Origin of the sequence: Streptomyces sp. NRRL S-244 (genome assembly GCF_000717915.1) — a bacterium.
Taxonomy (GTDB): domain Bacteria; phylum Actinomycetota; class Actinomycetes; order Streptomycetales; family Streptomycetaceae; genus Streptomyces.
Genome location: NZ_JOCX01000004.1, coordinates 244,658 through 262,007 on the forward strand (window position 1 = coordinate 244,658; position 17,350 = coordinate 262,007).

Consider the following 17,350-nt stretch of genomic DNA (forward strand, 5'->3'; position numbering starts at 1 on the left):
CCGGAGCCGCTTGCCCGAGCGCCTGCCCGAGCCGCTTACCGGCTCGCGTCCTTGATCCGGCAGCGGATCGGGCCTTCGGCCCGGAGGGTGATCCCGGCGCTGACCGGAACGTCGGTGTCCACGGCCTCGAACTCGTACGCGCGCAGGATCATCGCCAGTGCGATCACCGACTCCAGCATCGAGAAGTGCTGCCCGATGCAGGCGCGCGGGCCGCCGCCGAACGGGAACCAGGCGTAGCGGGGGCGCCCGGCCTCCGCCTGCGGAGTGAAGCGCTCCGGGTCGAAGCGGTCCGGGTCCGGCCAGTGGCGGGGGTGGCGGTGCGTCACCCACGGGGCCAGGATCACGTCCGCGCCCGCCGGGATGACCAGGCCCCCGACCTCGGTCGCCGCGACCGAGCTGCGGCCGATGACCGGGGCCGCCGGGTAGAGCCGCATCGCCTCCTTGAGGATCTGCGTGAGGTACGGCAGCCGGTCCAGGTCGGCGGCCTGCGGCGTACGGTCGCCCAGGACGCGGGAGACCTCCTCGCGGGCCCGCGCCTGCTGCTCGGGGTGGCGGGCCAGCAGGTGCAGGGAGAAGGCGAGCGAGGTGGCGGTCGTCTCGTGCCCGGCGAGCAGGAAGATCAGCACCTGGTCGCGCAGTTCGGCCGCGTCGAACTCCCCGTCGTCCGTGCTGGAGGCGGCGGCGAGCAGGCTCAGCAGGTCCTCGCCGGGGCCCGAGCCGGGGCCCGGTCCGGCGGCCGTACCGCCGCTGCGCCTCGCGGCGATGATGGTGTCGCACGCCGCGTACAGCTCGGCCATCGCGGCGGCCGCCCGCTTGTTGGCCGGAGTGGGCCAGCTGCGCGGGACGTTGGCGGGGGAGTAACCGCGGCGCAGCACGTAGTCGGTGATGACCGGAAAACACCGGTCGACGACGTCGACGGTGGTCTCCACGTCGGTGCCGAAGAGGATGCGGGCGACCGCGCGCAGGGCGAGCCGCATCATCTCCTCGCCGACGTCGACCACCGCGCCCGGAGCCCGCTCCCAGCCCGCGACGACCGCCCGGGTCTCGGCGGCGACGGCTCCCGCGTAGCCGTCGACCCGGCGCTTGGTGAACAGGGGCTGGACGAGCCGCCGCTGGCGCAGGTAGTCCTCGTCCTGGCTGGTCAGCAGACCGTTCCCGAAGGAGTCCCGGAGCTCCTGGTAGAAGGTGTTGTCCTTGCGGAAGTTGGCGGACTCCGAGGCCAGGACCTGCTGCGCGCCCTCGGCGGAGAAGACGCCGTAGAGCTCGCCGCGCAGCCCGGGCGGACCGGCGGTGATCCGTACGACGTCGCCGTGCCGCTGCTGGGCGCGCAGGTACGTCCCGAGCGAGTCCGATTTCAGGTCGAAGAGCGAACCGAGCAGCGGGACCCCGCCGAGCGTCGGAACCTCCGTACCGCTTCCGGATCCCGTCCCTGTTTCCACTGCCATGGCCGCCCCCTCGACACCGTACCGACGGGCCCGATTCTGCACGTCCGACGGACGCCACGCCGAGGACGCCGCCGCCGACCGGCTGAATCCGGCCGCTCGGCAGGGGCCTGCGTGCGCAGGCTACTTGTCGCAGGCGATGCCGTCCTTGTCCCGGTCGAGGGCCTCGCGGTACCCGGGCTGGCCGCGCCGCATGGGCGCGGCTCCCGCGGCCTTGGCCTCGGCGCAGCTCTTGTAGTACGCGCTGCTCCCCGCCCCGCTGACGCCCCCGTCGCCGCCGGTGGAGCCGCCGTCGGTCGGGGGCGAGGTCTTCGGCTTCGGCGGGGCGGGAGTCGGGCTCGCCGCCGGGGCCTTGGACGGGGCGAGGGAGGCGCCGGCCTTGTCCGGGCAGGGCCGGCCGGCCGCGACGAGGGAGAGCTCGACGGTGGACGCCGGCTCCACGGGGGCCCCGGCCGCCGGGGTCTGGAAGCAGACCGCCCAGGCGGCGTGGTCCGCGGCCAACGGCACGTTCGAGTGGGCGCTGCGCGCCTCGACGGGCTTGGTGACCAGCTTCTTCGCGGCGCCCTCGGCGTCGGCGAACTTCTGCCCGACCAGCGAGGGCATGGCGGGCGTACTGGGCGGGGACGAGGGCGAGGGCGAGGCGGCGGCAGCGCTGCTCGCGCCCGCCGGGCCCTTCTTCGGCGCCGGATCCTCGCACCCGCTGCCGAGCACGAGCACCGCCCCCACGACCGCTGCCACGGCAATTCCCCGACGGTGGAACATGGATGACCCCCCAAGATCAACGCTCTGCGGAACCGCCGCAGCGTACGCGTGTCACCCGCCCCGCATGAAGCCCTTTCACGCCAACTTCCCGGCAGGCCCGCCAGGACACACGGAAGCCCCGCCGTTCCCACGGACGCGGGAACGACGGGGCTCCGAGCTGCGAGCCGGGCGCGGGCGCGGGCCCGGCCTAGATGTCGCGGAAGATTTCGATCTGGGCGCCCACCGAGTTGAGGCGTTCCGCGAGTTCTTCGTAGCCGCGGTTGATGACGTAGACGTTGCGCAGGACCGAGGTGCCTTCGGCCGCCATCATCGCCAGGAGGACGACCACCGCCGGGCGGAGGGCCGGCGGGCACATCATCTCCGCCGCGCGCCAGCGCGTCGGGCCCTCGACCAGGACGCGGTGCGGGTCCAGGAGCTGGAGGCGGCCGCCGAGGCGGTTGAGGTCCGTCAGGTAGATGGCCCGGTTGTCGTACACCCAGTCGTGGATCAGGGTCTGGCCCTGGGCCGAGGCCGCGATGGCCGCGAAGAACGGGACGTTGTCGATGTTCAGCCCGGGGAACGGCATCGGGTGGATCTTGTCGATCGGGGCTTCGAGCTTCGAGGGGCGGACCGTCAGGTCGACCAGGCGGGTACGGCCGTTGTCCGCCGTGTACTCCGCCGAGCGGTCGTGGTCGAGGCCCATCTCCTCCAGTACCGCGAGCTCGATCTCCATGAACTCGATCGGGACCCGGCGGATCGTCAGCTCCGACTCCGTGACCACCGCGGCGGCGACCAGGCTCATCGCCTCGACCGGGTCCTCGGAGGGGGAGTAGTCCACGTCCACGTCGATGTTCGGGATGCCGTGGACGGTCAGCGTCGTCGTGCCGATGCCGTCCACGCGCACGCCGAGCGCCTCCAGGAAGAAGCACAGGTCCTGGACCATGTAGTTGGAGGAGGCGTTGCGGATGACGGTGGCGCCGTCGTGCCGGGCGGCGGCCAGCAGCGCGTTCTCGGTGACCGTGTCCCCGCGCTCGGTCAGCACGATCGGGCGGCCGGGGGAGACCCCCGCCTCGACCTTCGCGTGGTAGATGCCCTCGGTCGCCGTGATGTCCAGGCCGAAGCGGCGCAGCGCGATCATGTGGGGCTCGATGGTGCGGGTGCCGAGGTCGCAGCCGCCGGCGTACGGCAGGCGGAACTGGTCCATCCGGTGCAGCAGCGGGCCCAGGAACATGATGATGCTCCGGGTGCGCCGGGCCGCGTCCGCGTCCATGGCGTCCATGTCGAGGCGGGCCGGCGGGACGATCTCCAGGTCCACGCCCTCGTTGATCCACCGGGTCCGGACACCGATGGAGTTCAGGACTTCGAGGAGCCGGTAGACCTCCTCGATGCGGGCGACCCGGCGCAGCACCGTACGGCCCTTGTTGAGCAGGGAGGCGCACAGCAGCGCCACGCAGGCGTTCTTGCTCGTCTTGACGTCGATGGCGCCGGACAGCCGGCGGCCGCCGACGACCCGCAGATGCATCGGGCCGGCGTAGCCCAGAGAGACGATCTCGCTGTCGAGAGCTTCACCGATTCGGGCGATCATCTCAAGGCTGATGTTCTGGTTGCCGCGCTCGATCCGGTTCACGGCGCTCTGGCTGGTGCCCAGCGCGTCCGCGAGTTGACTCTGCGTCCAGCCCCGGTGCTGACGGGCGTCACGGATGAGCTTGCCGATGCGTACGAGGTAGTCGTCTGCCATGGGTGCACCGTATCTCAGATATGAGATGCCCCCTGCGTCGGGTGTGGCAGACGGGTGTTACCGACCGTCAGGTCCACCCGCCTCCCAACACACCACTCCAACACATCATTCCTATTACGGACATCCAGCCCATTGTGCCGATCAGTGGCCACACGCGTGGTGGCGGCCGCCGTGCACCGCCGCGTACGCGGCCGGGCGCGGTCCGGACCCCGCCCGGGCCGCCCGGGCCGCCGTGGCGCGGCCCGCCGCCGAGTCCGCGTCGTGCACCAGCCGGCCGCCGACCAGGGTCATCCGTACGCCGGTCCCGCTGATGTCGGCCACCGGACAGCGGGTCACATCCCGGTCCAGCAGCACCAGGTCCGCCGCCTTGCCCGGCTCCACCGTCCCCGTCAGCCCCTCCTGCCTCAGCTGCCACGCCGTCCCGGCCGTGTGCATCCGCAGCACCGAGCTCCGGCTCAGCCCCTCCAGCTCCCGGTACAGCTCGCCCGTCCCGTACGCGCCCTGCCGGTCGATCGCGGTCCGCAGCTGGTTCCACACCTGGAGCGCGTCCACCGGCCAGTCCGAGCCGCCGGTCAGCCGGGCCCCCGCCCGCTCCAGGCTGCGCGCCGGATACATCCACCGGTGGCGCTCCGGACCGATGTACGGGAGCAGCGCGTCCATCGTCCAGGTGTCCTGCGCCGCCCACTGGAGCTGCATGCACGCCGCGACGCCCAGCTGCGCGAACCGCCGCAGATCCGCCGGGTCCACGATCTGCAGGTGGGCGACGGCGTTGCGCGCGTCCCGCTGCCCGGTCACCCGGCGGGCGTACGCGTATCCGTCCAAAGCGGTCCGTACCGCCCGGTCTCCGAGCCCGTGGGCATGCAGCTGCCAGCCGGCCTTGTTGAACGCCGCCGTCAGCCGGCCGTAGTCGGCCGCCGAGGTGTACAGCTCGCCCCGGTTCGCCGTCGGCTTCCCGTTCCCGTCCAGGTACGGCTCCAGCAGCGCGGCCGTCTGCGCCGGGTACTCGATGACCCCGTCCAGGAACACCTTGACCATCCCGAACCGCAGACCCCGTACCCCCTCGAACTCCTTGCGCAGCCCGCGCGCGTACGCCAGCGCGCCCGCCGGGTCCTTGGTCTGCCCGGCGTCGAGCCGGATCGCGGGAACGATCCGCTGCGGCAGCTTCCCCGCCGCCGCCAGGGCCTGGTAGAGCTCCAGCTCGTGCCGCCCGACCAGGGCGTCCATCATCGTGGTGACCCCGGACGCCGCCGCCAGCTCCAGCACCTTCGCGCAGGCCGCGACCAGTTCGGCCCGGGAGGGCTCCGGGATGTGCCGCTTCACCAAGTCCTGCGCGTCGTCCTTCAGGACGCCCGTCGGCTGCCCGTCCGGCCCCTTCACGATCCGGCCGCCGACCGGGTCCGGGGTGGCCGCCGTGATCCCGGCGATGTCCAGCGCCCGCCGGTTCACCCAGAGGTTGTGCCCGTCGCCGCCGACCAGCGCGACCGGTCTGCGGGTCGCCAGCGCGTCCAGCATCGAGTGGTGCGGGACGCTCCCGGTCGGCAGCAGCCCGACCGGATTCCAGTCCTCCACCACCAGCCAGCGGTCCGGCTCCGCCTGCGCGCCCCCGGTGTCGGCGAGGAAGCCGGCCAGCAGCTCCCGCAGCTCGGGCAGCGTGGTCTCCGCCCCCTCCAGCGAGGGCCGCAGGGACCGGTCGCCGGCCCCCAGCGGGTGCACGTGGCCGTCGTGGATGCCGCTCATCACGGTGTTCCCGCGCGCGTCGACGACCTCGGTGTCCCGCCCGGCGTGCCGGCGCACCGCCGAACCGCTCCCGGTGGCCAGGATCTTCCCGTCCCGGCCGACCGCGACCGCCTCCACCGGCGCCCCGCCGCCCGTGGTCCCGGTGAACACCCGGGCGTTGTGGATCACCAGGGCGGCCGAGCCGCGCCCGCCGGAGGCGGTGGCCGCGGCCGCGGGCCCCGCGCCCAGCAGACCGGCCGCACCCGCCGCCCCGACGGCCCCGAGAAGGCCCCGCCGGGACAGGGGGGAAGAGGGGGAGGGGGAGGGGAAGGAAGCAGAGGTCATGGCCACTCCAAACGTCGGTGTGGCCAGGACACTGTTTGATTAACCCCTTAACCAGAACCCGCCGCGGCCGACGAAATCCGCACCGCCGTCCGTACGATGACCCCGTGCCCGGCCCCGGACCGACCATCGCCGACATCGCGCGCGCCGCGGAGGTCTCCACCGCGACCGTCTCCCACGCGCTGGGCGGCACCGGCCGCGTCGGCGAGTCCACCCGCCGCCGGGTCCGCGAGGTGGCGGCCGCCCTCGGCTACAGCGCCAGCCGCGGCCCCCGCACCCGTACGCTCGGCCTCGCCGTCACCACGTACGCGGGCTCGGCCTGGAACTACGTGGAGATCGCCTACTTCTCCCGGCTGCTGACCGCCGCCACCGCGGCCGCCCACGCCCGCGGCTACGCCCTCACCGTGCTGCCCGCCGACCGCGGCGCCGAGCCGCTGTGGCACACCCTCGCCGTCGACGGGATGCTGCTCCTCGACAGCCCGGCCGGCGATCCGGTGCTCCGCGCCCTGCGGGCCCGCGGGCTGCCCGTGGTCTTCGACGGCCGGCCCCCCGACCCGCGGCCCGGGGACGTGTGGGTGGACAACGACCACGAGGCCGCCACCCGCGAGGTCCTCGACCACCTCGCGGCCGCCGGGGCCACGCGGATCGCGCTGCACTCCGCGTACGGCCGCGAGTACTACACCGGGGCCGTCACCTCGGCCTACACCCGCTGGTGCGCCGAGCGCGGGGCGGAGCCGCTGGTGGTCCCCTTCGACCCCGAGGACACCCCGGGCCACGCCTTCGATCCCGTGTTCGCCGGGCCCGGCCGCCCCCGCCCCGACGCCGTGTACTGCGTGTACGACCCCGGCGGCCGCCAGGTGCTGGCCGCGGCCGCCCGGCACGGGCTGCGGATACCGCAGGAGCTGCTGCTCGTCTGCGCGAGCGAGGACCCCTCGTACGCGGCGGGCGACCCGCCCGTGAGCACCGTGACCCTGCGCCCGGAGGTGATCGGGGAGAGCGCCGTCGCCGCACTGGTCGCGCTGCTGGAATCCCCGGACGAAGCAGTGCCCGGCCAGCTGACCGTCCCGGCCGCACTGACGGTACGTACGTCGTCGCGCAGGCCGCCACGCGCGGCCGCGGGCACGCCTTCGCTGTGATCTGGCCCATGCCGTGCATGACCAGGGCGCGGCAATGCACTAGAGTTATCTCGACATCGAGATATCTGCCGAAGGCGTACCGCAGCCGCCCCTGCTGGTAAGGCTCACCTAACTTAGCCTTACCTTAGCGGATTGGCCACAGGGCGTGGCGGCAGGATTGCGGTAAAACGCGCGAATTTCATGCATGAAGGAGACTGTCGTGTCGGCGAACAGCTTCGACGCCCGCAGCACGCTGCAGGTGGGCGACGAGTCGTACGAGATCTTCCGGCTGGACAAGGTTGAGGGCGCTGCCCGCCTTCCCTACAGCCTGAAGGTGCTGCTGGAGAACCTGCTCCGCACCGAGGACGGCGCGAACATCACCGCCGACCACATCCGGTCGCTCGGCAACTGGGACTCGCAGGCCCAGCCCAGCGAGGAGATCCAGTTCACGCCGGCCCGCGTGATCATGCAGGACTTCACCGGCGTCCCCTGCGTCGTGGACCTCGCCACCATGCGTGAGGCCGTGAAGGCCCTCGGCGGCGACCCGGCGAAGATCAACCCGCTCTCGCCCGCCGAGATGGTCATCGACCACTCCGTCATCGCCGACAAGTTCGGCACCAAGGACGCGTTCGCGCAGAACGTCGAGCTGGAGTACGGCCGCAACAAGGAGCGCTACCAGTTCCTGCGCTGGGGCCAGACCGCCTTCGACGACTTCAAGGTCGTCCCCCCGGGCACCGGCATCGTCCACCAGGTCAACATCGAGCACCTGGCCCGCACGGTCATGGTCCGTAACGGCCAGGCGTACCCCGACACCCTCGTCGGCACCGACTCGCACACCACCATGGTCAACGGCCTGGGCGTGCTGGGCTGGGGCGTCGGCGGCATCGAGGCCGAGGCCGCGATGCTCGGCCAGCCGGTCTCCATGCTGATCCCGCGCGTCGTGGGCTTCAAGCTGACCGGCGAGCTGCCCACCGGCACCACCGCCACCGACCTCGTGCTGACCATCACCGAGATGCTCCGCAAGCACGGCGTCGTCGGCAAGTTCGTCGAGTTCTACGGTGAGGGCGTCGCCGCCACCTCGCTGGCGAACCGCGCCACCATCGGCAACATGTCGCCGGAGTTCGGCTCCACCGCCGCGATCTTCCCGATCGACGACGAGACCCTGAAGTACCTGCGCCTGACCGGCCGCGACGCCCAGCAGGTCGCGCTCGTCGAGGCGTACGCCAAGGAGCAGGGCCTGTGGCTGGACCCGGCCGCCGAGCCGGACTTCTCCGAGAAGCTGGAGCTCGACCTCTCCACGGTCGTCCCCTCCATCGCCGGCCCGAAGCGCCCGCAGGACCGCATCGTCCTCGCCAACGCCTCGCAGCAGTTCGCGCAGGACGTGCGCAACTACGTCGAGGACGACGACGAGGCGGGCAAGGAGTCCTTCCCGGCCTCCGACGCCCCGGCCGCCACCAACGGCGTGCCGACCCGCCCGACCCAGGTCACCCTGGCCGACGGCACCTCCTTCGAGATCGACCACGGCGCCGTCACCGTCGCCGCGATCACCTCCTGCACCAACACCTCGAACCCCTACGTCATGGTCGCCGCGGCGCTCGTGGCCAAGAAGGCCGTCGAGAAGGGCCTGTCCCGCAAGCCCTGGGTCAAGACCACCCTGGCCCCGGGTTCGAAGGTCGTCACCGACTACTTCGACAAGGCCGGCCTGACCCCGTACCTCGACAAGATGGGCTTCAACCTCGTCGGGTACGGCTGCACCACCTGCATCGGCAACTCCGGTCCGCTGGACGAGGAGATCTCGAAGGCGATCAACGAGCACGACCTCGCGGTCACCTCGGTCCTCTCGGGCAACCGCAACTTCGAGGGCCGCATCAACCCCGACGTCAAGATGAACTACCTGGCCTCCCCGCCGCTGGTCGTCGCGTACGCCATCGCGGGCTCCATGAAGGTGGACATCACCACGGACGCCATCGGCACGGACACCGAGGGCAAGCCGGTCTTCCTCGCGGACATCTGGCCCTCCGAGGCCGAGGTCAACGACGTCGTGGCGAACGCCATCGGCGAGGACATGTTCAGCAAGTCCTACCAGGACGTCTTCGCGGGCGACGCCCAGTGGCAGGCGCTGTCCATCCCCACCGGCAACACCTTCGAGTGGGACCCGCAGTCCACCTACGTCCGCAAGCCCCCTTACTTCGAGGGCATGACGATGGAGACCACCCCGGTCTCCGACATCGCCGGCGCGCGCGTGCTGGCGAAGCTGGGCGACTCGGTCACCACCGACCACATCTCCCCGGCCGGTGCGATCAAGGCCGACACCCCGGCCGGCAAGTACCTCACCGAGCACGGCGTCGAGCGCCGCGACTTCAACTCGTACGGTTCCCGCCGCGGCAACCACGAGGTCATGATCCGCGGTACGTTCGCCAACATCCGCCTGCGCAACCAGATCGCGCCGGGCACCGAGGGCGGCTTCACCCGCGACTTCACCGTCGAGGGCGCGCCGGTCTCCTTCATCTACGACGCCTCGCAGAACTACCAGGCCGCCGGCATCCCGCTGGTCATCCTGGCGGGCAAGGAGTACGGCTCGGGCTCGTCCCGCGACTGGGCCGCCAAGGGCACCGCGCTGCTCGGTGTCAAGGCCGTCATCGCCGAGTCCTACGAGCGCATCCACCGCTCGAACCTGATCGGCATGGGCGTGCTCCCGCTGCAGTTCCCGGAGGGCGCCTCGGCGGCCGCGCTGGGCCTCACCGGCGAGGAGACCTTCTCCTTCACCGGTGTGGAGGAGCTGAACAACGGCACCACCCCGCGCACCGTCAAGGTCACCACCGACACCGGTGTGGAGTTCGACGCGGTCGTCCGCATCGACACCCCCGGTGAGGCGGACTACTACCGCAACGGCGGCATCATGCAGTACGTGCTCCGCAACCTCATCCGCGGCTGAGGTCCGTAGCGGCACCAAAGGGCCGTATCCCCGTTAAGGGGGTACGGCCCTTCCGCTTTTTCCGGCCCGGTCCAGGTTTCGGAGAGGTCTCAACTCGGAAAAGCTGACGGACAACCGTGTGCATGATCTTGCTCACATGAACGGAAGTGGACTATACCTGTGCCTCGTCCGGATCATCGCGTTACGAGCGGCACCGGACCGGGGGCGGCGGGGACGTGCGGTGATGTCCGTATGTGCGGTGACCACGGGCATTCATCGAGTCCCGGCCTCCTTCACACTTCTGACGAAGGCGAGGACATGAGCATGGGATCCACTGGTGAGGGCATCGGCCGCCGTGACCTGATCAAGCGCTCAGCGGCACTGGGACTGATCTCGGTGCCCACGATGAGCTTCCTGTCCGCCTGCGCCTCCGGCGGCGAGGACACCACGAAGGGCCCGGACAAGGGCGCGGTGACCAAGGAGAACCCGTTCGGCGTCGCCAAGGGCGGCAAGCTCGACGTCGTCGTCTTCAAGGGCGGGTTCGGCGACGACTACGCGAAGGCCTGGGAAGCCGCCTTCGACAAGAAGTGGGGCGCCACCAGCTCCCACCTCGGCACCCAGGAGATCGCCGCCAAGCTCCAGCCCCGCTTCAACGGAGGCAACCCGCCGGACGTCATCGACGACTCCGGTGCCCAGCAGATCAAGGTCGACGTCCTCGCCAAGGGCGGCCAGCTCGCCGAGCTCACCCCGGTGCTGGACGCGCCCTCGCTCGACGACCCGGCCAAGAAGGTCCGGGACATGCTCATCCCCGGCACCGTCGAACAGGGCACCCAGGGCGGCAAGTTCGTCGCCCTCTACTACGTCTACACCGTGTTCGGCTTCTGGTACTCGGGCAAGCTCTTCAAGGAGAAGGGCTGGGCCGAGCCGAAGACCTGGGACGAGTTCCTCGACATCTGCACCAAGGCCAAGGCCGCCGGCATCGGCGGACTCGCCCACCAGGGCAAGTACCCGTACTACATCAACGTCGTCATCATGGACCTGATCGCCAAGAAGGGCGGTCTGGACGCCATGAAGGCGATCGACAACCTGGAGCCGAACGCCTTCGAGGGCAACCCCGCCGCCCTCGCCGCCGTCGAGGCGGTCTACGAGGTCGTCGAGAAGGACCTGCTGATGGCCGGCACCAACGGCCTCACCCACACGGAGTCCCAGACCGCGTGGAACCAGTACAAGGCGGCCTTCATCCCCTCCGGCTCCTGGCTGGAGAACGAGCAGCTCAAGCAGACCCCGGACGACTTCGACATGAAGTTCCTGCCGGTGCCGACGCTCGCCGACAGCAAACTGCCCTTCGAGGCCATCCGGGCCGGCGCCGGCGAACCCTTCATCGTCCCGGAGAAGGCGGCCAACAAGGCCGGCGGCCTGGAATTCCTCCGCTCGATGCTGTCCCGCGAATGGTCGACCCTCTTCGCCCAGCAGGCCAACTCCCTCACCGTGGTCAAGGACGGCGTCGACCCGAACGTCAAGCTGCGCCCCGGCACGGCGTCGGCGGTCGCGGCCGTCAAGACGGCCGGGACGAACACCTTCAACTACCTGTACCCCGACTGGTACAGCGAGATGGACACCGAGATCCAGAACGCGTCCAATGAGCTGATGGCCAAGCGGATCCAGCCAAAGGAATGGATCAAGCGGGCCCAGGCTGCGGTAGACAAGGCTGCCAAGGACCCGAACGCCAAGAACAACCACCGCAGCTGACATCGTCCAAGGGACGGACACCATGAGCCAAGTAGCCCAGGGCAAGGGAAGGATCGGCTTCATCGCCGGCTTCCTCATCCTGCCGCTCGCGCTGTACCTGACTTTCGTCATCTGGCCGTACATTCAGACGTTCGGCTACTCCTTCACCAACTGGTCCGGACAGTCGCCCACGTTCGACTTCGTCGGCCTGGACAACTACTCCGCGCTGATGAAGGACGAGGTCTTCCGCGGCGCCCTGTGGCACAACCTCCTGCTCCTGGTGTTCGTCCCGACCATCACCATCCTGCTGGCCCTCTTCTTCGCCTTCATGGTCAACGCGGGAGGGCGCAGCGGGGCGGGCGGGGTGCGGGGCGTCCGCGGCTCCTCCGTCTACAAGATCGTCTACTTCTTCCCGCAAGTCCTGTCGCTGGCCATCCTCGCCGTGCTGTTCGGCGCGGTGTACCGCAGCGACGAGGGCGGCCTGCTCAACGGATTCCTCACCAAGCTGGGCCTGGTGGACCCGGCCCACCCCGTCGAATGGCTCAACCAGCCGAACCTCGTGCTGTGGTGCCTGCTCCTGGTGGTGGTCTGGCACGGAGTCGGCTTCTACCTGGTCCTCTTCTCGGCCGCCATGCAGTCCGTGCCCAAGGACATCTACGAGGCCGCCCTGCTCGACGGCGCCGGGCGCGCCCAGACCTTCCTCAAGGTCACCCTGCCCCTGCTGTGGGACTCCGTACAGACCTCGGCCGTCTACCTGGGCATCGCTGCCATGGACATGTTCGTGCTGGTGTCGACCATGACTTCCGGCCAGTTCGGCGGCGGCCCCGACCACCACAGCGAGGTCATGGCCACGGTGCTGATGCGCAACTTCCTCTACTTCGGCAAGAGCGGCTACGCCTGCGCCATGGGCGTGGTCATGCTCGTCCTGACCATGATCCTCTCCGTCGTCACGCTGCGGGCCACCCGCCGCGAGCGCATCGAGTTCTGAGAGGAGATCCCCGATGACCGCAGAGTCCACAGTGATCAAGGCGCCGGGCGAGGCTTCGGCCGGGCGCTCCGGCGGCAGCGGCCGCTCCACGGAGGGCGCGAAGAGCGGCTCCGACGGCATGGTGCTGAACGTCTTCTCCCACGGGTTCCTCGCCGTCTGGGCGATACTGATCGTCCTGCCCCTGATCTGGCTGGCGCTCGGTTCGTTCAAGACCGACGCCCAGATCGGCGGCTCGGCCCTCAGCTGGCCCTCCAACTGGCACTTCGACGCCTTCTCCCGGGCCTGGGACAAGGGCATCGGCGACTACTTCGCCCACACGCTGATCGTGATGGTGTTCTCGGTCCCGCTGACCATGCTGCTCGGCTCGATGGCGGCGTACGTACTGGCCCGCTACCCCTTCCCGGGGAACCGGCTCTTCTACTACTTCTTCGTCAGCGGGGCCATGTTCCCCGTCTTCCTGGCGCTCGTCCCGCTGTTCTTCATGGTCAAGCGCCTGGACATGCTCAACACGTACCAGGGTCTGATCCTCGTGTACGTGGCCTACTCGATGCCCTTCACCGTCTTCTTCATGCACTCGTTCTTCCGCACGCTGCCGACGGCCGTGCACGAGGCGGCGGTGATCGACGGGGCCTCCGACACCCGGATCTTCTTCCAGGTGATGCTGCCGATGGCCAAGCCCGGCCTGATCAGCGTGGGGATATTCAATGTCCTGGGCCAGTGGAACCAGTACATCCTGCCCTCCGTGCTGATGCAGCCGCAGACCGGATCGGACCCCGAGCGCTACATGCTCACCCAGGGCCTGATCCAGCTCCAGTACCAGATGGGGTACGAGACGGACCTGCCGGTACTGTTCGCCGGCGTGACCATCGCGATGATCCCGATGCTGGTGGTCTACCTGTCCTTCCAGCGGCAGATCCAGGCCGGCCTGACCTCGGCCACCCTCAAGTAGCGCCCCGCTCAACCGGAGGGGGCCGACGGGTCGGGCACGACCGACCAGCTGACCGCCGAGACGGACGGGTCGAGCGAGAGGTTGCTGACCGCTTCCTCCAGCATCCGGCCCCCCGCCGCCCCCTCGGCGGTCAGCAGCGCCGACACCGTCACCAGGCCGGCCTTCGGGCCGTCCTGGCTGCGGATCGAGCGCAGCGTGTATCCGGGCCGGCCGAGCGCGTCGACCAGCCGGTGGCGGATGTGGGCCTCCTCCGCCTCCAGGCACACGGCCTCGAAGTGGAAGTCGGTGGCCACCTCCGCCCCGCCGCGCGGCTCGCGGTCCAGGCGCCGGCCCAGCGGGCGCAGCAGGAGGTTGGCCCCCACCACGCCCGCCGTGCCGAAGGCCGCCAGGACGAACATGCCGGTTCCGGCCAGGCAGCCCACGGCCGCCGAACACCACAGCGTGGCGGCCGTGTTCAGGCCCCGTACGCTCAGCCCGTCGCGCATGATCACGCCGGCGCCGAGGAAGCCGATGCCCGACACGATCTGGGCGGCGACCCGGGAGCCGTCGTACTGGACCTCCGAGACGGCGCCGATGAACCCGTACTGCGAGAGCAGCACGAACAGCGCCGCCCCGCCCGCCACCAGGGCGTTCGTCCGCAGTCCGGCCATCCGGGCGCGCCACTGCCGTTCCAGGCCGATCGCCGCTCCGAAGCCGAGCGCGGCGGCGAGGTGTCCGGCCATCTCCCATTCGTCGAGCAGCATCGGCTCCTCCCCTCCTCTTCGGGTCTTCCGGCGGGGCCGGGCCCTACAGCCAGGTGCCGAACTTGCGGATGTACAGGGTCTTCAGGAGCTGCGTGAGCGTGCAGTACGCCAGCAGCACGCCGATCAGCCACGGGAAGTAGCTCGCCGGCAGGGCCACGAAGCCCAGCGAGGCGGCCAGCGGCGAGAAGGGCAGGTACAGCCCGGTCAGCACCGCGAGGACGGTCATCACCATCACCGGCCAGGAGGCGCGGGACTGGATGAAGGGGATCTTCCGGGTACGGATCATGTGGACGATCAGGGTCTGCGAGAGCAGGCCCTCGATGAACCAGCCGGACTGGAACAGCGCCTGGTGCGCCTCGCTGTTGGCCGCGAACACGTTCCACATGATCACGAACATCGCGATGTCGAAGATCGAGCTGATCGGTCCGATGCAGACCATGAACCGGCCGATGCCCTTGGCGTCCCAGTTGCGGGGCTTGCGCAGGTACTCCTCGTCCATCCGGTCCCACGGCGTCGCCAGCTGTGCGATGTCGTACACCAGGTTCTGCACCAGCAACATGATCGCGAGCATCGGCTGGAACGGGATGAACGCGCTCGCCACCAGGACCGAGAAGACGTTGCCGAAGTTCGACGACGCCGTCATCTTGATGTACTTGATCGTGTTGCCGAACGTGGTCCGGCCCTGGATCACGCCCTGCTCCAGGACGGTCAGGTCCTTCTCCAGCAGGATGATGTCCGCCGATTCCTTGGCGATGTCGACCGCGGTGTCGACGGAGATGCCGACATCGGCGTCGCGCAGCGCGGCGGCGTCGTTGATGCCGTCCCCGAGGAAGCCGACGGTGTGCCCGTCGGCCTGCAGGGCCCGTACGATCCTGGCCTTCTGGACCGGGTTGACCTTGGCGAAGACCGTCGTACGGGCGGCCAGCGCGCGCAGCGCCGTGTCGTCGAGGGAGTCGATCTCGGCGCCGAGCACCACGTGCCCGACATCGAGGCCGACGTCCGCGCAGACCCGGGCGGCCACGAGGTCGTTGTCGCCGGTGACGACCTTGACCGCGATGCCCTTGTCGGCCAGAGCCTGCAGGGCCCGGGCGGCGTCGGCCTTCGGCGGGTCGAGGAAGGCGAGGAAGCCGACCAGGGTCAGCTGGTCCTCGTCCGCGACGGAGTAGGTCGCGCGCGGGGTGCCCATGGTGCGGGTGGCGACGGCGAGGACGCGCAGGCCCTGGCGGTTGTTCTCCTCGGCGATGCGGGTGACGTGGCTGCGCAGCCGCTCGGTGAGTTCGACCCTCTCACCGCGGTCCCGCATGTGGGTGCAGAGGTCCAGGACCTCCTCCACCGCGCCCTTGGTGATCATGACGTGCTCGGGGCGGCCGAGGCCGCCGACGACGCTGTTGCGGTCCAGGACCACGGACATCCGGCGGCGGGCGAAGTCGAAGGGGATCTCGTCGACCATCGAGAACCGTGCGTCGACGACAACCTCCTCGGCCTCGTCCACGCGGTTGATGACCGCCTGGTCCATCAGGTTCTTCAGGCCGGTCTGGAAGTGGGAGTTGAGGTACCCGTACTCCAGGACCTCGTTGTCCTCGTTGCCGTGCACGTCCAGGTAGCGGTCCAGGACGATCCGGTCCTCGGTGAGGGTGCCGGTCTTGTCCGTGCAGAGCACGTCCATGGCGCCCAGGTTCTGGATCGCGTTGAGCCGCTTGACGACGACCTTGCGCCTGGACATGGCGACCGCGCCGCGCGCCAGGTTGGCGGAGACGACCATCGGCAGCATCTCGGGGGTCAGGCCGACGGCGACGGCGATGCCGAAGAGGAAGGCCTCGTCCCAGTCGCCCTTGGTGAGGCCGTTGATCGCGAACACGACCGGGACCATGACCAGCATGAAGCGGATCAGCAGGAAGCTGACCTTGCGCACGCCGTTGTCGAAGTTGGTCTGCGGGCGCTCGCCGACCAGCGAGCCGGCCATCGAGCCGAAGTAGGTGTCGGCGCCGGTGGCGACGACCACGCCGGTGGCGGTGCCGGAGGTGACCGAAGTCCCCATCAGGCAGAGGTTGTCGGCCTCGACCGGGTCGGTGGTCTCGAACTGGCCGAGGTCGTCCGTGCGTGTGTCGGCCTTGGCGACCGGCAGGGACTCGCCGGACAGCGCGGCCTGGCTGACCATCAGGTCCTTGGAGGTGACGAGCCGCAGGTCGGCCGGGATCAGGTCGCCGGCGGCCAGCTTCACCACGTCGCCCGGGACCACCCGGTCCATGGGCACCTCGAAGGTGGTGGGCGCCGAACCGCTGCCGGCCCGGCGCTGCACCGCGCAGGTGGTGGTGACGAGCTTCTTCAGCGCGTCGGCGGCCCGGCCGGAGCGGAACTCCTGCCAGAAGCGCAGCAGTCCGCTGATCCCCACCATCACGGAGAGGATGACGACGCCCGGATCGGCCGGGTCCTGCCACCACATGACGGCGGCGAGGAAGACGAGGACGCCGATGAAGGGGTTCCAGAACGCCTTCGCCAGCTGCGCCCACCAGTGCGGGGCGCGCTCGTGGGCGACGACGTTGGCGCCGTGCCGCTCCAGGCGCAGGGCCGCCTCGGCGTGGGTGAGTCCGCTGCGGGTGGCGCTGAGCTCCTGGAGGACCGAGGCGCCCGGGCGGGCGCTGAATCCGGCGAGCTGCTCGCCGGCGAGCCGGGTACGGCTCTCCAGCTCGGCGGCCTTGCGCTCGCGGCGTCCCCTGCCCGGGGGTGCGAGCTGGGTGGGGGTACGGGGGGTGAGCATGGTCATGACGAATACCTCCCTCCACTGCGTCCGGGCAGCGCGAAGCCGCACGGTCACGTGGAGTGATCATGGGTCGGCGCGGGGCGGCGTGGAACGCCGCCGGGCGCGCCGGTGGGCATGGATGACGCACACCCGGCGGAAGCGCCGGGGCATGCGGAAGGAAAGGGAGGGGGAGA

11 protein-coding genes are annotated in these 17,350 nt (G+C 70.3%); 5 read left to right on the top strand and 6 right to left on the bottom strand.

What is annotated here, in order from left to right:
* Positions 1–35 precede the first annotated feature (35 nt).
* The 4 genes from IF02_RS0107085 to IF02_RS0107105 all read right to left on the bottom strand — a co-directional run bounded on the left by IF02_RS0107085 (position 36) and on the right by IF02_RS0107105 (position 5,982).
* Positions 36–1,445, bottom strand: coding sequence for a cytochrome P450 (locus tag IF02_RS0107085; RefSeq protein WP_030154496.1), 1,410 nt, complete (start codon positions 1,443–1,445; stop codon positions 36–38).
* Between the two features lie 120 nt (positions 1,446–1,565).
* The gene (locus IF02_RS35390) at positions 1,566–2,180 is read right to left on the bottom strand and encodes an excalibur calcium-binding domain-containing protein (RefSeq protein WP_030154498.1); all 615 of its coding nucleotides are present in this window, start codon (positions 2,178–2,180) and stop codon (positions 1,566–1,568) included.
* A gap of 211 nt (positions 2,181–2,391) precedes the next feature.
* Entirely contained in the window at positions 2,392–3,921 is a 1,530-nt protein-coding gene (locus IF02_RS0107100; protein WP_030154500.1) for a helix-turn-helix domain-containing protein, read from the bottom strand.
* A 141-nt stretch (positions 3,922–4,062) separates the two neighbouring features.
* Entirely contained in the window at positions 4,063–5,982 is a 1,920-nt protein-coding gene (locus IF02_RS0107105) for an amidohydrolase (protein ID WP_078621935.1), read from the bottom strand.
* A gap of 104 nt (positions 5,983–6,086) precedes the next feature.
* Here IF02_RS0107105 and IF02_RS0107110 point away from each other — a divergent pair, with 104 nt between their 5' ends.
* The 5 genes from IF02_RS0107110 to IF02_RS0107130 all read left to right on the top strand — a co-directional run bounded on the left by IF02_RS0107110 (position 6,087) and on the right by IF02_RS0107130 (position 13,673).
* Positions 6,087–7,115: a LacI family DNA-binding transcriptional regulator gene (locus IF02_RS0107110; RefSeq protein WP_051695916.1), complete on the top strand. Its 1,029-nt coding sequence runs from the start codon at positions 6,087–6,089 to the stop codon at positions 7,113–7,115.
* Between the two features lie 184 nt (positions 7,116–7,299).
* Positions 7,300–10,029 carry an aconitate hydratase AcnA gene (acnA, locus tag IF02_RS0107115; RefSeq protein WP_158708465.1) on the top strand — a complete coding sequence of 910 codons (2,730 nt, stop codon included), beginning with the start codon at positions 7,300–7,302 and terminating at the stop codon, positions 10,027–10,029.
* 303 nt (positions 10,030–10,332) lie between these two features.
* Entirely contained in the window at positions 10,333–11,757 is a 1,425-nt protein-coding gene (ngcE, locus tag IF02_RS0107120) for an N-acetylglucosamine/diacetylchitobiose ABC transporter substrate-binding protein (protein WP_037835739.1), read from the top strand.
* Between the two features lie 22 nt (positions 11,758–11,779).
* Complete coding sequence (locus tag IF02_RS0107125; RefSeq protein ID WP_030154508.1) at positions 11,780–12,724, top strand: carbohydrate ABC transporter permease; 945 nt, start codon at positions 11,780–11,782, stop codon at positions 12,722–12,724.
* A gap of 13 nt (positions 12,725–12,737) precedes the next feature.
* Entirely contained in the window at positions 12,738–13,673 is a 936-nt protein-coding gene (locus IF02_RS0107130; RefSeq protein ID WP_051695918.1) for a carbohydrate ABC transporter permease, read from the top strand.
* 8 nt (positions 13,674–13,681) lie between these two features.
* Here IF02_RS0107130 and IF02_RS0107135 read toward each other — a convergent pair whose 3' ends face one another.
* The gene (locus IF02_RS0107135; protein ID WP_030154510.1) at positions 13,682–14,416 is read right to left on the bottom strand and encodes an MgtC/SapB family protein; all 735 of its coding nucleotides are present in this window, start codon (positions 14,414–14,416) and stop codon (positions 13,682–13,684) included.
* Positions 14,417–14,459: 43 nt separating this feature from the next.
* On the bottom strand, positions 14,460–17,180 hold the full coding sequence (mgtA, locus tag IF02_RS0107140; RefSeq protein ID WP_030154511.1) for a magnesium-translocating P-type ATPase: 2,721 nt from the start codon (positions 17,178–17,180) through the stop codon (positions 14,460–14,462).
* Positions 17,181–17,350: the final 170 nt, after the last annotated feature.

What these genes read in the sequence shown, in the direction of transcription:
- ngcE (WP_037835739.1), top strand. Translation starts at nt 10,333, where the DNA reads ATGGGATCCACTGGTGAGGGCATCGGCCGCCGTGACCTGATCAAGCGC.
- mgtA (WP_030154511.1), bottom strand. Translation starts at nt 17,180, where the DNA reads ATGACCATGCTCACCCCCCGTACCCCCACCCAGCTCGCACCCCCGGGC.
- IF02_RS0107130 (WP_051695918.1), top strand. Translation starts at nt 12,738, where the DNA reads ATGACCGCAGAGTCCACAGTGATCAAGGCGCCGGGCGAGGCTTCGGCC.
- IF02_RS0107100 (WP_030154500.1), bottom strand. Translation starts at nt 3,921, where the DNA reads ATGGCAGACGACTACCTCGTACGCATCGGCAAGCTCATCCGTGACGCC.
- IF02_RS0107125 (WP_030154508.1), top strand. Translation starts at nt 11,780, where the DNA reads ATGAGCCAAGTAGCCCAGGGCAAGGGAAGGATCGGCTTCATCGCCGGC.
- acnA (WP_158708465.1), top strand. Translation starts at nt 7,300, where the DNA reads ATGAAGGAGACTGTCGTGTCGGCGAACAGCTTCGACGCCCGCAGCACG.
- IF02_RS0107085 (WP_030154496.1), bottom strand. Translation starts at nt 1,445, where the DNA reads ATGGCAGTGGAAACAGGGACGGGATCCGGAAGCGGTACGGAGGTTCCG.
- IF02_RS0107105 (WP_078621935.1), bottom strand. Translation starts at nt 5,982, where the DNA reads ATGACCTCTGCTTCCTTCCCCTCCCCCTCCCCCTCTTCCCCCCTGTCC.
- IF02_RS0107135 (WP_030154510.1), bottom strand. Translation starts at nt 14,416, where the DNA reads ATGCTGCTCGACGAATGGGAGATGGCCGGACACCTCGCCGCCGCGCTC.